Source organism: Micromonospora sp. NPDC049175 (assembly GCF_043197345.1).
Classification (GTDB): Bacteria; Actinomycetota; Actinomycetes; order Mycobacteriales; family Micromonosporaceae; genus Micromonospora.
Genome location: NZ_JBICSY010000001.1, coordinates 698,550 through 711,939 on the forward strand (window position 1 = coordinate 698,550; position 13,390 = coordinate 711,939).

Below are 13,390 nucleotides of genomic sequence, written 5' to 3' on the forward strand. Positions count from 1 at the left end.
CCGGCGGCAGGACAACGGACAGCCCGCCCATGGCTGATCGGTAGCGGCCACAGCGCCGAGCAGGCAGATGAGTGGATAGCGCAGCTGCACGGCTTCAGGCTTCCGGCGATGTTGTCACCGCTATCGTTCTCGACCTTGAGGGGCAGGTCACCGCGTCCGGCAGGCTCACGACCGCTGACGCATTCGGGATCGTCGACCAGGTCGAAGCCGCACCTGCACACCCGAGCCGCGGACTGGGCTTTCACCGCGCCGCCGACCGCCGACCGATCGAGAGCTGCTGGCCCAGTGCATTGGTTGGCACCAGCGCCGGATCGGGCAGCCACATCGGTCGATTCGGGAGCACGCTCACGATCCCCGCGCCTTGTCACCGGCAGGATGGCAGGCGGATCGTGGTGCAACGACCACGAGTAAGGTACCCGAGTTGGCTGAGGACGCCGGGGGACGCCGTGAGTTGGGATGTTCTTATCTTCGACGCCCCGGCCGACGCCAGGTCGGTTGACCAGCTTCCGCAGGACTTCAGTCCGCCGCCATTGGGAACCGGGCCGGATGTCAGGCGGTGGTTACGTGAAAGCCTCCGGGACCTCGACCTGTCGGATCCTGAGTGGGGGCGCATGGACGGCCCGACTTGGCACATCGAGCTCAACATCGGGTCGCACGACCCCGTTGATTCGATCATGTTGTACGTGCGTGGAGGCGGCGACGACGTTCTGGCCGTTATCGCGCGGATCGTCGCCTCGGTTGGTGGTCGCGCTCTCGACATCTCGACCGGCGAGTTCCTGACCGGCGAGCCAACTCGGACCGCTGGCTGGCACGGCTTCCAGCAGTACCGGGACCAGATCTTGCGCGGCAGCTGACGCCCGCAGGTCCGGCTGGCGATGCGCCCGGTCAGATGCTCATGGTCACGACGGCGGTAACGCTTGGTGGCGCCCGGATCGCGGCATGAGCGGATACTCGACGAGACGGCGAGGAGCCCGCGCCGACCACGAAGGGACGAGCGTGCAGGACGACTATCCGGCGACGATTCGGGTCCGCGGTCTCGTTGTTCCTGACCTGCTACTCGTTCTCCTGCGGGAGGGCAGGTGGAACCATCCGGGCGATCCTGCTGTCGCTCGGGTCATGCCCTGGTTCCAGGATCCGCTGGACTTTCTCGGCAGCACCGAGCAGATGGAGCGGGAATCACAGTCGCTCGACCGCCTGAGCCAGGATGACGAAACGGCGGAGCTGTTCCGATTCGCGCGAGAACCGACGGCAACCGGTCCGGTCGAACTCCCATGGCTTGACGTCGACCGCGCCTTCTTCATCGCCGTTGCGCAGTACGCCGGTGACGACACCGCGATTGCGCTCGACTACCGAACGAGTTCGGCTGATCCACGAGTCATTGCCAGCGATGTTTGGACCAGCGCTGCGCCTTACACCTGGCGAACAGTCACCGAAACCTTCTCCGAGTTCGTAGCCGAGCTGCGCCTCGACGGAGCGGACGCCGAGCCGGCGGCCGGCTGAGCGTGGACAACGCCGAGCACCCGCACACGCGCGACGGGAATGAGAGCGACGACAACGGTTCGCTGACTACCGTCGTCAGCGATGACGCACGAAGAATCAGCACTGGTCACCGACCGATGGCCGCGACTCGCAGCGAAACTTGCCGGCGCGCTGCGCGAAGCAGACGAGGACGACGCCGTGCGGAAATTCGTGGGGATCTCGAGACGGAAGTCCGGTCCGACCGGAGCGACACACACGTATCACTGCAGCCGCGCCGCTTCTTGCTCGGCCGGATCGTACAGGAGACGTACCCGGTCATACGGGCGATGATCTCGGCGCTGGTGATGGTCAAGGCCGGCAGCCGATGGGCGCTGGTCCATTTGACATGGAGCGGACAACCAGAGACCGCGCCATGGCCGGCGTGCACCATTTTCGGTTTAGCCACCGATGTCGGAGGCGCGACGGCGCTCGATTGACAGCCGACGCCCCATCCGTAGTTCGCGCCGGCCCACAGAACCGCGATGCTCCGGCTCCACGTACGAAGCACGTGCTGCCCAGGATGATTCACACCGCCGAACCAGACGTCGGTATCGTGCCCGCCAGCAGCAAAGGCACTCCCGCAAGTGGAGGCAACAGACTTATCGGGAGGACTTGTTCGTGGGGATGGAGCTGATCGGGCGCCGGCTGTCGGTCGAGGAACTGCGGGCCGTGTTGGATGCTCCGGCGACCGTAAGTTTGCTGCTCTTCGGCGACCTCGACGATGAAGACGCAGAGATGCCCGATCCCGAGCTGGATCTGCACAAGTCATGGCACGCCTGCACTACCTGCTGGCCGGCACCGCCGGAGAGGTGGACGATCCAGCCGCTGCGGTTCATCGCTCGCCATTTTCAGCCACGTCGGAAAACGCGCCGAGACGCAGCCGCGCTGCTACGTGGTCGATGAACCAGGCGAAGAAGTTGCTGGTCGGGCCGAGGCCCGCGCGGACCGCGCTGCGCCAATCCGGCCGGTCGAGTACGGCGAGGTACTGCTGCACGATGCGGTCCCGCTGCTCGGCACTGCAGCCGCACCGGTTCGGAGGCTTGGCCGTCAGATGGTTGGCGATGATCGCGGCATCGACGTATCGGTTCGCTGTCGGCGGCTGCTGGGCGAGGTGAGCGGCATGCGCGGCCAGCACGGCAGGCGCCGGCGGGTAGTGCTCGAGAGTCATGCCCATGCCATCGCAGTCGGCCATGATCCTCAGGAGCCGGCCGGTGTGATCGATCAGCTCGTCGTCGGCATCGGTGCCGGTGATCGCTTCGTGCAGATGCGCCGTGGTGGCAACCTTGCCGGCGAAATAGCCATTGAGGTAGTCGCCGTCGCAGGCGTGACGCAGTAACCATGCCCGGGAGTTGGCGGCGCCTTGTCGGCATAGCGCCTCGACGACATAGACCCGGCCCCAGCCAGCGACGCGATCACCGAGCCACTGCAGCGCTTCAGCACCTCCACGGCGGCGCTGCAACGCCTCGACGGCCAAAGGCCCGAAGTGATTCGACAGCAGACCGATGGTTTGGATAAGCGGGATGTCGTCCTCGGCCCAATCGGCGGCCAGCAGCGCGAGCCCGACTGCGGCGGCATTCCGATCGTTGCTGCGCCGCACCAACCACCGGCCGGTCTGCCGCATGAGCTGCCGATCCGCGCGCAGCGCCGCGGCAACGATGTGGTCGTTGCGATGGATCGGAACGTAGACCTCCCGGAAGGCGTCGACAAGTTCACTCGCCTGCGCGTCAGGCTCGTTGAAGTGCCTGTCGAGAATGACAGCGACATCGGCCCCGTAGAGGCGTCGATCCCTCGCACGCCGATAAGACGGCCGCGAGCGGTGACGATCATGGTCCGGATACGGCTCACCGTCGCCAGGCAGAGCACCGTCAGGATGTTGCTGATGGAGACGCACAGCGTGCTCGAACAAAGCGATCTGGGGTCCGAGCAGTCCAGGCTCGGTCATCACGCTCACCGGCGGACGGAGGACTCGATTCTTTCGATCATGGCCGCAATGATCCCACCTTCGCGCACCCTGCAGCAAGCTGGCCCGCCTACTCCACTAGGACTGCTTCGACCTCGCCGCAGAGCCCGACTTCGCCAAGCTCTTCCGCTGTTCAGCTGCAGTGAGAATGGCTGTCATTCCTGCGCAGGATGCCCGGTTCACACCAGCGACCGCGCTGGCGCTCTGGACGATCGAGCAGGTTCTCGCGGATCAAGCCTTCGACTATACGGACTCAGCCGGTGATTTCCCGCCGTACTCGTCCAAGGCCTTCGTCGCCAGCAGCACCAGCCGCCAGCCGCGAGCGGCTCCACCTCGACGAACCCGCCAGCGGCGCGCAGACGATCAGCACCGCCGACGCGCTCGGCGATCTCGTCGCTGAGCACGGTCAGCCAACCGTGGTTGCACAGCACCTCGCCCGGGCGCTTGCGGTAGTCAGCCGAGGCACCGCTGAGCGCCGCCTCCAGCGACGTATCCGTCAGCGGACCTCGTACCGCGACGGCGACCGCCACCGGGGCGGCCAAGTCCGCCACATCGCGGACGGCCGCGAGGAGCGCTCGCTCACCGCCGGGATCAAGGGCCACCGCGTCGTCGATGGTGCAGACGAGATCGACGTAGTCCTCGTCGCTGACCGCACTCACGAGGAAACTCGGCTGGTTCAACCGCCCCTGCTCGTCCCCTGGTCCGCGCCTCGAAGGATGCCGCGTCCGGGATCTCGCCGAGACGACGCAGCAGTGTGTCCCACAACCCCGGCGAATAGGTCTCCGTCCGCTCGCGGGACTCCCGATACATGTCATCGAACACGGCGGTGCTCAGCGAGTTGTGCACCGTGCCGGGAGGCGACACGGGCGGATCGAGGTCGGCCTTCGGCATCGCGCGCACGGCGGCGCCGAACGCGCCGTGCAGTCGTGGCGGACACGGCACCATGCGAGCTGATCCTCGGGCCTGACAGGCGCCCCTGCGGTGGCTCCCGTCATCTGCCTCGTCTGCGTACAAGGAGCGCTAGGACGCCGAACGCCGCCGTCGTGATGGTGCCGACGGCGGCGATGCCCGATGTGGCCGTAGCGTCCAGGCCTCTGCAGCGGCGGGCGCCGGTACGATGGGTTCCGGTGCGCCGGGAAGTCTGGTCGGCAAATGGCTCCGACCTGTCTTCCGAAAGTTGGCCCGCTTGTGACGTCGAACCCCCAGTCGCCCCCTCGTGTCCTCGGCCGTGGTTCCTGGGCCGAGGCACGTCGCATCGCCGACGTGCTGCGCAAGGAGACGATCGGCGGCGCGCTCCTGCTGATCGGTGCCGTCGTGGCCTTGATCTGGGCGAACTCGCCGTGGGCGCACCGCTACGAGGCGATGACGGCGCTCACCATCGGGCCGCACGCGCTGCACCTTGACCTGTCGCTGGCGATGTGGGCGGCCGACGGGTTGCTGGCGATCTTCTTCTTCGTCGCCGGTCTCGAACTCAAGCGCGAGTTCGTGGCGGGTGATCTGCGTGATCCCCGCCGGGCCGCGGTCCCGGTCGCCGCCGCGGTCGGTGGCGTACTCGTGCCGGCCTTGCTGTACGCGGTGGTGAACTGGGGCGGCGCGGTGAAGGGCTGGGCGATTCCGACCGCCACCGACATCGCGTTCGCCCTTGCCGTGCTGGCGGTGATCGGCCGGCATCTGCCGAGCGCGCTGCGTACCTTCCTGTTGACCCTGGCGGTGGTGGACGACCTGTTGGCGATCGTCATCATCGCGGTCTTCTACACCGCTCACCTGTTGGTGCTGCCGCTGCTGGCCGCGGCGGTGCCGCTGGGCTTGTTCGCGCTGCTGGTGCAGCGTCGGGTGCGCTCGTGGTGGTTGCTGCTGCCGCTGGCGTTCGCGACCTGGGCGCTGGTGCACGCCTCCGGTGTGCACGCCACCGTTGCCGGGGTGTTGCTCGCCTTCGCCGTCCCGGTGCTGCGTTCCAGGAACGCCGGGCCCGGGCCCGGTCTGGCGGAGCACTTCGAGCACCGATTCCGGCCGATCTCCGCAGGCGTCGCGGTGCCGGTGTTCGCGCTGATGTCCGCCGGGGTGGCCGTCGGCGGGCTGGACGGCCTGGTGCAGGCGGTCGCCGATCCCGTCGCTGTGGGCATCATGCTCGGTCTGGTCGTCGGCAAGCCGATCGGCATCCTGCTGGCGACCTGGCTCGTCGCCCGTTTCACCCGGGCCCGGCTGGACGCGGGGTTGGCCTGGATCGACGTGGCTGGGCTGGCCGTGCTGGCCGGCATCGGGTTCACCGTCTCGCTGCTGATCGGCGAACTCGCCTTCGGCATCGGCAGCGACGCCGACGGCCGGGTCAAGATCGCCGTGTTGGCGGGTTCCCTGATCGCCGCCGCGCTCGCCATGGTCATCTTGCGGGTGCGCAACCGCGTGTACCAGCAGATTTACGAGGCTGAGCAGGCCGACCGTGACCGTGACGACGTTCCCGACGTCTACCAGCAGTAGGTCGGCCGCGGGTGGGCTGACACGCGGCATCGGCGCGGTCGAGGCGGCGGCCCGGGCGTATCGTCGGTGCATGCGCGCGAGCGACGTGGCGATCCAGATGGAAACCGTTACCGAGGACATGCCGGCACGGGAGGCCGCGCGGATCCTGGCGGCGCAGGACCTGCCCGGCCTGATCGTGGTGGACACCATGGGCCGTCCCTCGACGGTGCTGGCCGGCACGCAGGTGCTGCGGATGGCGCTGCCGTCCTACTGCCAGGACGATCCGGCGCTGGCCCGGGTGATCGACGAGGCCGCCGCCGACGTGATCCTGGAGGGCATCGGTAACCGCACCGTCGCGGACCTGCTGCCCCGCAACCGTCCGGGCCTGCCGGCGGTCAGCGCCGACGCCACCCTGCTCGAGGTCGCCTCGGTGATGGCCCGCTCGAATGTGCCGCTGGTCGCGGTCGTCGACGGCAATCGGGTGATGACCGGCGCGATCACCCTGGACGGGCTGCTCGACCGGATGCTCGGCACCTGAGCGTCAGAAGAACCGCAGCCACAGATACGGCACCGCGATCGCCACCGAGATCACGGTGACGATGAGACCGTACTTGGTGAACCCCCAGAACGTGATCTTGTGCCCGGCGCGATCGGCGATGCCGAGCACCACCACGTTCGCCGAGGCGCCGACGGCAGTGGCGTTACCGCCGAAGTCAGCCCCGATGGCGAGGGCCCACCAGAGCACCTGAGCCTTACCGATCCCGCCTTCGGCGTTCACCAGCTCGCTCACGATCGGGCTCATCGTGGCCACGTACGGGATGTTGTCCACGATCGCCGACAACCCGGCCGATGCCCACAGCAGCAACATGGTGGCCGGCCACAGCTTGCCCTCGACGGCCTCGGTCGCCGACCGGGCGATGCTGTCGATCACCCCGGTGGCGACCAGAGCCCCCACCATGATGAACAGGCCGGCGAAGAACACAAGCGTCGGCCACTCGACCTCCTTGGCCACGTCCTCCGCGTCCAGTCGGGACAACGCCAGCAGCAGCAGGCCGCCGAGGATGGCCACCACCGACGGCTCCAGGTGCAGCACCGTGTGCAGGCTGAACGCGACAAGCACCGCGCCGAGGACCACCAGGCTGATCACGACGAGGCGGCGGTCGCGAATGGCGTCCGCCTCCCGCAGCGCCATGATCCGGGAGGCGCGCTCGGCGTCGTAGCGGAAGGCCGTGCGGAACATGATCCGGCACAGGCCGATGAACACGACGATCACGATCAGCACCAGCGGGGCCATGACGTTCAGGAAGTCGGTGAAACTCAACCCCGACCGGCTGGCGATGATGATGTTCGGTGGGTCGCCGACCAGGGTGGCCGCGCCACCGATGTTGGACGCCATCACCTCGGCGATCAAGAACGGGACCGGCGGCACACCGAGCCGCTCGCAGACCAGCAGCGTTACCGGCGCTACCAGCAGCACGGTGGTGACGTTGTCCAGTGCCGCCGACACGATGGCGGTCACCACGACCAGGATGACCATGATCGGGAACGGGCGGCCTCGGGCCTTCTTGGCGCTCCAGATCGCCAGGTACTCGAACAGGCCGGTGCGTTTCAGCACGCCGACGATCAGCATCATCCCCAGCAGCAGGAAGATGACGTTCCAGTCGATGCCGGCCTCTTCGGAGAAGAACGCGTGCTCGGCGTCGGTGGCCCCGATCGCCAGCATGATCGACGCCCCACCCAGGGCCACCGCCACCCGGTTGATCTTCTCCGTGGCGATGAGGACGTAGGCGGTGGCGAATACGGCCACCGCGATCCAGGCCAGGGTGCTCATGCGGCGCTTCTCCTGTTCTGGTCAGCCGTCATCACAACGCCGACCAGACTTCCCGGCACACCTGAGATCAACCTATCAGCCTGGTCGGTCAGCAACGGGCGTGCCGACCCTGGGCGAGAGGTGCATCCCCTGCGGTGACACCCTCGCTGCCGGCCAAGGCCTGGCGGGATTGTCCGTCAACGCGGACCCGCTGCACCGCCGGCTGCCCGGACGCCACAAGACGTCGCAGGTCGACGGGGATGGCCGCGGTGGGACCGGGATCCGCGGTGCGCGCGTACCACTCGCCGTTGAGGTGCGGGACCGGGCGGCGGCCGCCACCGGTGTCCAGCGACCGGAGCACCTGTACGACGTCGGGGTCTCGGTGTCGATCCCGGCGCGGACGACTGTCGCGTCGAAGTACGCGGCACCCTCCTGGATCCGTGCGCTATCTCCGTTCGCGCACCTGCCTGCAGTGCCGGCATCGGCGCCGGCGTGGCCAGCAGCGTCGGTGATGGGCGGCATCGCCGCAGTAGGAGTGGTCGCCGGCACGATCGGCTACCGCCGGCGTGACCTGGATTCCTGACCAGCCGTTACTTCGCATTTGCCTGACCTTCCTCGGCCTCACCGTCGATATCCGGCACGGCAGTCGCCGCAGGGTCGCCGGCAGGCCGACGCGGGACCGCTATCCGTCGACACACCGGCCGCAGCGCGTGGTGCCAGTTGGGCGTGTCGCGGGTGTCGTCGCCATCTCGACGACAGGGCGGCCCGCGGTAGCCGGGCCCGGCGGGCATGGTGCTCCCTGGGCAGGCCGCGGTGATCACCGGCCGAGGCCTTGCTCGGTTCACGTTGGGTTGACCGCGCCACAGCTGTCCGCGGCCAGCTCGCCGAACCAGCGGTGATCGCGGCGGAACATCTCGCGGATCGTGAGTCCGGCCGTTGATGCCACCCCGGCGACCGCCATCGTGTCGAGCCGCGCCCACCGGAAGGGTGGCCCGAGGCGCGATCCACCGCCGGCGGCCTGGAGGGCCAGTTGGGCCTGACCGCGCCACAATCCCGGACCTGGTGCTTCGAGTTCGACGAGTACGGTGCCGCCGGGGCGCAGCAGGTCGTGGCACCGACCGAGCAGGGTGGTGGGGTCACCGCCGATGCCGATGTTTCCGTCGATCAGTAGCACGTGCGCCCAACGTCCCTCGGCGGGCAGCGGGGCGAAGACATCCCGCTGGAGGGCGATCGCGCCTCGTGCCCGGGTCAGGCGGACCGCTTGCGCGGAGATGTCGACTCCGACCGCTGTCAGTCCGGCCCGGGTGAGGGCCAGTGTGAGTCGGCCTGGACCGCAGCCCAGGTCGAGGGTCGGCCCGGTGCACCGGGCGACGAGTGCGGCCATCGCCGGCTCGGCGGGGCCGTGCCACCGGCGTACCGGTAGGCGGCTGCGCCAGCCGTTGTCGCCGTGCACCAGCCAGTGGTCGTCGGTGCGGCACCGCAACGCGCTGGCGAATGCGTCGGCCGGTCGGGTCCGTACGCTGCGGTTCACCGTGGGATTCCGAGCGTCAGGCTGCGCCGGACCGCCGCGACCTGACGCGCGAAGCGGCTGCCGTTACCGTGCTGCTCCGGTCGGGCCTCCGGGTGGGCCGCGTCTTCGCCCCCGGACTGCCCGGGCAGGACTGCCGCGGCCCGCCCAGGACAACCGTCCGCAATCACGTCGGTGGACCACCCCGACGCATCGCCGGAAGTCGACGCGGCCACCGCCAGGGCGTCAGCCCATTCGTCGACGTCTTGAAGCAGGGGTAGGGATTCGACGCGCAGACCGCGCTGGCGTAAGGCCGCGATGGTGTGGTGTCCGGTCGATGCGGTGGACATCGGCACGGTCCCCAGCACGGCGGCGTGCCGGGGGTTGTGCAGACCCAGCGCCCACCACCCGCCGTCGATGGCGGGGCCGAGCACGGCGTCGCTCAGGGTGAGGCGGTGGACGGCGTCGTCGAGGTGCGCCGGCGTGAGCTGTGGCGTGTCCATGCCGATCTGGAGTACCGGTCGACCCGGGTAGGCGTCCGCCACGTCGGCGTGGGCGTTGGCGAGACGGTTGCCGAGGTTGGCGCCACGCTGCGGCAGGATCTGCCAGCCGTCGATCGCGGCGGTCAGCTCGGCGGCTTCCTCGGCGTCGGCCAGCCGACCGTCAAGGGCGAGGACGGGTGTCACGCCGGGTGTGGCGCGTACGGTGTCCAGACTGTCCAGCAGTGCCGCGGCGGCGATCCGGGCCGCCTGAACGTGGCTCGCCGGTGGGCAGAGACGGGTCTTCACCGCCCCGGGCACGGGTGCCTTCGCCATCACCAGCAGGACGGTCACCGCGATCGCTCCACAGTGCGCAGGACCCCGGCGAAGTCGCGGGTCGCGCGGAGCGTGCCGCGTACCGAGCCGGAGACCTTCGACCGGGTGCCGGCAGCGCGGTGCGAGTACCGCACGTCGAGTTCCCGGATCCGCCAGCTCGCGGCGGCGGCACGGATGAGCAGTTCCACCGGGTATCCGAAGGCGCGGTCGGTGACTCCGAGGTCGAGCAGCGCCTCGCGGCGGGCCACCCGGATCGGGCTGAGGTCGCGCAGCGGTATGCCCCGGTGCCGCAGCAGCGCCGCGACCAGCGCGGTGCCGGCGCGGGCATGCCACGGCCAGACACCGGCGGTGACGGGCCGACGACGACCGACCACCAGATCGGCCGATCCGCTGGCCACCGGCTGGACCAGCTCCGGGAGTTGTGTCGGGTCGAAGGAGCCGTCGGCGTCGAGCACACAGACCAGTTCGGTCTCGGCCGCCTCGAGGCCGGTGTGTACGGCCGCGCCGTAGCCCCGGCGCGCTTCGTGGACGACCCGGGCGCCGTGCCGGGCCGCGACCTCCGGTGAGCCGTCCCGGGAGCCGTTGTCCACCACGATCGCCCGGTAACCGGGTGGCAGGGCGGTCAGGACGCCGGGTAGCGCCGCGGCTTCGTCGAGACACGGCAGTACCACGTCGATCGGTGATGGCATACCGGAAACGCTAGGACGCCAAGCCACCCGAGATGGCGTAATCGGACCATCAGCATCCTTGCCGGCGTCGCTCCCGTATCGAACGGTGATGTCCTGCCCGTTCCCGCAGCAGCGGGCCGGCGATGGCCGTACCGTCCGGTGGTCATGAATGTGCTCGCGCCCCTACGGCGGGGACCGGAGGTGCCCGCCCGACGCGTCGACGCCGACCTGGTGGTGCTCGGCGTCGAGGTCGCGTTGGTCGCCGCCGCGGTGGCGGTGGGGCTGCTGCTCAACGCGCGCGGTGTCGGTCTGCACGCCGACGCCGCGCCGCTCTACGCCACCTGGCGTCCACACCTGGGTTGGGGTACCCCGGCCGCGCTTCTGGTCGCCGCCGGGGTGCTCGGCTGGGGCGTCCGGTGGTCCCGCAGCGCCGGGTGGGGACAGCTGCTGGTCGCGGCCTATCTCGCGACGGTCGCATGGACGATGTCGTTGGCACTGGTGGACGGCTTGTCGGCCGGCTTCACCCGGCGACTCACCCCGCAGGCCGAATACCTGCACGAGGTGCCCCGGGTCACCGACATCACCGCCATGCTGGCCGGCTTCAGCGCCCGGATTCTCGACTTCCAGCCGGAGGCGTGGTCCACCCACACCGCCGGCCATCCACCGGGGGCGCTACTGGTCTTCGTCGGGTTGGACCGGATCGGCCTCGGCGGTCCCACCGTCGCCGCCCTCGCATGTGTGCTGGTGGGGGCGACGGTGACCGTGTCGGTGCCGGTGACGCTGCGGGCACTCGGCGCGGAGGAAGCAGCCCGCCGTGTGCTGCCGTTCCTGGTGCTGCTGCCCGGCGCGGTCTGGGTGGGAGTCTCAGCCGACGGCATCTTCACCGGGGTGGTCGCGGCGGGGCTGGCCCTGCTGGCGGTGCGCGGACTGGCCGCTGCTGCGGTCGGGGGGCTGTTGCTCGGCTTCGCCCTCTACCTGTCGTACGGCTTCGTGCTGGTCGGCGTTCTGGCCCTGGCGGTGGTGGCGCTGCGCCTGCGGGACCGGTGGCCGGCGTTGCTCGCGGCACTGGCCGGGGTCGGCACGGTGGTGGCCGCGTTCACCCTGGCCGGCTTCTGGTGGCTGGACGGCTACCACCTGGTGGTGGAGCGGTATCACCAGGGCTGGGCCGCGGATCGCCCGTACGGCTACTGGGTGTGGGCGAACCTGGCCGCGCTTCTGCTCTGCGCCGGCCCGGTGCTCGGGCCTGCGCTGCGCCGGACCGCGCTCGCGTCGGCCGGTCCGGCGCGGACCGTTGCGATGCGATGGCGCGGGCCGGACCGAGCCGGGATGATCGCCCTGCGGGGCGCCGGGCCCACGGTGCTGCTGCCGCTGGCCGCCGCGCTGGCGGTTGGCGCGGCTGACCTGTCCGGGCTGAGCAAGGGTGAGGTGGAACGGATCTGGTTACCGTTCGTGGTCTGGCTGCTGGTGGCCGCCGCCCACCTGCCACCGCCCGCCCAACGGTTCTGGCTGGCCGGGCAGGTGGTCACCGCCCTCGCGGTCAGCCACCTGCTGTGGACGGTCTCCTGATCCGCAGGGCGACGGTCTCAGGCGGTGAGGGCTGCCGGTTCCCGGAGCGGATCGGTGGCGAAGGCAGCCACTCCCTCGGCGAAGCCGACCCGAGCGGTGTAGCCGAGCAGCTCCGCCGCCCGCCGGGGGTCGGCGACCACGTGTCGCACGTCGGCCACCCGGCCGCCACCGGCGACCAGCGGCGCCGGCCCGGCCATCGCCTCGGCAAGGGCGACGGCCAGCTCACCGACCGTGTGCGGCTCGCCGGAGCAGACGTTGACCGGCACGAGGCCCCGCGGTGGCGAGGCGGTCAACGCCAACAGGTTGGCCCGGGCGACGTCGGAGACGTGGACGAAGTCGCGGCGCTGCCGGCCGTCCTCCAGCACCCTCGGCGGCAGGCCCGCCGCCAGCGCGGACCGGAAAATCGAGGCCACGCCCGCGTACGGGGTGTCCCGGGGCATCCGGGGGCCGTAGACGTTGTGGTAGCGCAACGCCCAGACGCTCCCGCCGGTCTGCCGCGCCCACGCGGCGGCCAGGTGTTCCTGGGCAAGCTTCGTGGCCGCGTACGTGCTTCGCGGCTCGAGTAGCGCGTCCTCGGGCACCAGAGCTGGCGAGAGGGTGCCGGCGCAGTCTGGGCAGGTTGGCTCGTACCGTCCGGCGGCCAGGTCGGCGGTGCTGCGGGGGGCGGGTCGCACGGTGCCGTGCGTCGCGCAGTCGTACCGACCCTCGCCGTAGACGACCATCGAGCTGGCCAGCACCAGCCGGGTCACACCGGCCCGGTGCATCGCGGCGAGCAGCACCACCGTGGCGTAGTCGTTGTGGCTGACGTAGTCGGGGGCGTCGGACGGGTCCAGCCCGTGCCCGACCATCGCCGCCTGGTGACACACCGCGTCCACGCCGGCGAGAAGCCGATCCAGCAGGCGGGCGTCCCGGACGTCACCGACCACCGGGTCGTGCCGCCGGGACCACTCGGGGAGTTCCCCGCCGTGCGCCTGGGGCAGCAACGCGTCGAGCGCCACCAGGTCGTGGCCCTCGGCGACGAGCAGGTCGGCGATCTGCGATCCGATGAAACCGGCCGCGCCGGTGAGCAGTACCCGCATCCCGGTGACCGTA

The 13,390-nt window shown here is 70.0% G+C and carries 12 protein-coding genes and 2 pseudogenes; 6 read left to right on the forward strand and 8 right to left on the reverse strand.

Features of this window, described 5'->3' with window-relative positions; translation table 11 throughout:
• Window positions 1–71: 71 nt before the first annotated feature.
• The 3 genes from ACGFH8_RS02795 (at window position 72) to ACGFH8_RS02805 (ending at window position 1,955) form a co-directional block, all read left to right on the forward strand.
• Entirely contained in the window at window positions 72–854 is a 783-nt protein-coding gene (locus ACGFH8_RS02795) for a hypothetical protein (RefSeq protein ID WP_393362442.1), read from the forward strand.
• A gap of 142 nt (window positions 855–996) precedes the next feature.
• Window positions 997–1,500 carry a hypothetical protein gene (locus tag ACGFH8_RS02800; protein ID WP_393362444.1) on the forward strand — a complete coding sequence of 168 codons (504 nt, stop codon included), beginning with the start codon at window positions 997–999 and terminating at the stop codon, window positions 1,498–1,500.
• Window positions 1,501–1,805: 305 nt separating this feature from the next.
• Complete coding sequence (locus ACGFH8_RS02805) at window positions 1,806–1,955, forward strand: hypothetical protein (RefSeq protein ID WP_393362447.1); 150 nt, start codon at window positions 1,806–1,808, stop codon at window positions 1,953–1,955.
• A 395-nt stretch (window positions 1,956–2,350) separates the two neighbouring features.
• Here ACGFH8_RS02805 and ACGFH8_RS02810 read toward each other — a convergent pair whose 3' ends face one another.
• Together ACGFH8_RS02810 and ACGFH8_RS02815 are read right to left on the reverse strand one after the other, a co-directional pair.
• A complete protein-coding gene (locus tag ACGFH8_RS02810) occupies window positions 2,351–3,460 on the reverse strand; it encodes a hypothetical protein (protein ID WP_393364437.1) in 1,110 nt (369 codons plus the stop codon).
• Between the two features lie 197 nt (window positions 3,461–3,657).
• The gene (locus tag ACGFH8_RS02815; RefSeq protein WP_393362449.1) at window positions 3,658–4,158 is read right to left on the reverse strand and encodes a hypothetical protein; all 501 of its coding nucleotides are present in this window, start codon (window positions 4,156–4,158) and stop codon (window positions 3,658–3,660) included.
• 472 nt (window positions 4,159–4,630) lie between these two features.
• Between ACGFH8_RS02815 and nhaA the strand changes: the two genes are divergently transcribed.
• Together nhaA and ACGFH8_RS02825 are read left to right on the forward strand one after the other, a co-directional pair.
• Complete coding sequence (nhaA, locus tag ACGFH8_RS02820) at window positions 4,631–5,953, forward strand: Na+/H+ antiporter NhaA (protein WP_393362452.1); 1,323 nt, start codon at window positions 4,631–4,633, stop codon at window positions 5,951–5,953.
• Window positions 5,954–6,023: 70 nt separating this feature from the next.
• Window positions 6,024–6,470 carry a CBS domain-containing protein gene (locus tag ACGFH8_RS02825; RefSeq protein ID WP_393362455.1) on the forward strand — a complete coding sequence of 149 codons (447 nt, stop codon included), beginning with the start codon at window positions 6,024–6,026 and terminating at the stop codon, window positions 6,468–6,470.
• Between the two features lie 3 nt (window positions 6,471–6,473).
• Here ACGFH8_RS02825 and ACGFH8_RS02830 read toward each other — a convergent pair whose 3' ends face one another.
• From ACGFH8_RS02830 to ACGFH8_RS02850, 5 genes and pseudogenes are all read right to left on the reverse strand, one after another.
• Window positions 6,474–7,763, reverse strand: coding sequence for an SLC13 family permease (locus ACGFH8_RS02830; RefSeq protein WP_393362457.1), 1,290 nt, complete (start codon window positions 7,761–7,763; stop codon window positions 6,474–6,476).
• Between the two features lie 166 nt (window positions 7,764–7,929).
• Window positions 7,930–8,168 (reverse strand): annotated as a pseudogene (locus ACGFH8_RS02835) (two-component sensor histidine kinase); the annotation flags it as partial.
• Between the two features lie 415 nt (window positions 8,169–8,583).
• Entirely contained in the window at window positions 8,584–9,273 is a 690-nt protein-coding gene (locus ACGFH8_RS02840; RefSeq protein ID WP_393362460.1) for a class I SAM-dependent methyltransferase, read from the reverse strand.
• A 206-nt stretch (window positions 9,274–9,479) separates the two neighbouring features.
• Window positions 9,480–10,082 (reverse strand): annotated as a pseudogene (locus tag ACGFH8_RS02845) (TIGR04282 family arsenosugar biosynthesis glycosyltransferase); the annotation flags it as partial.
• Window positions 10,079–10,753 carry a glycosyltransferase family 2 protein gene (locus ACGFH8_RS02850; RefSeq protein ID WP_393362463.1) on the reverse strand — a complete coding sequence of 225 codons (675 nt, stop codon included), beginning with the start codon at window positions 10,751–10,753 and terminating at the stop codon, window positions 10,079–10,081. The gene ACGFH8_RS02850 and the pseudogene ACGFH8_RS02845, both read right to left, overlap by 4 nt.
• A 144-nt stretch (window positions 10,754–10,897) precedes the next feature.
• On the opposite strand from ACGFH8_RS02850, the gene ACGFH8_RS02855 reads away from it, so the two are divergent.
• Complete coding sequence (locus ACGFH8_RS02855; RefSeq protein ID WP_393362466.1) at window positions 10,898–12,298, forward strand: hypothetical protein; 1,401 nt, start codon at window positions 10,898–10,900, stop codon at window positions 12,296–12,298.
• Window positions 12,299–12,315: 17 nt separating this feature from the next.
• Here the strand turns inward: ACGFH8_RS02855 and ACGFH8_RS02860 are convergent, their stop codons facing one another.
• Window positions 12,316–13,377 carry an NAD-dependent epimerase/dehydratase family protein gene (locus ACGFH8_RS02860; RefSeq protein WP_393362469.1) on the reverse strand — a complete coding sequence of 354 codons (1,062 nt, stop codon included), beginning with the start codon at window positions 13,375–13,377 and terminating at the stop codon, window positions 12,316–12,318.
• Window positions 13,378–13,390: the final 13 nt, after the last annotated feature.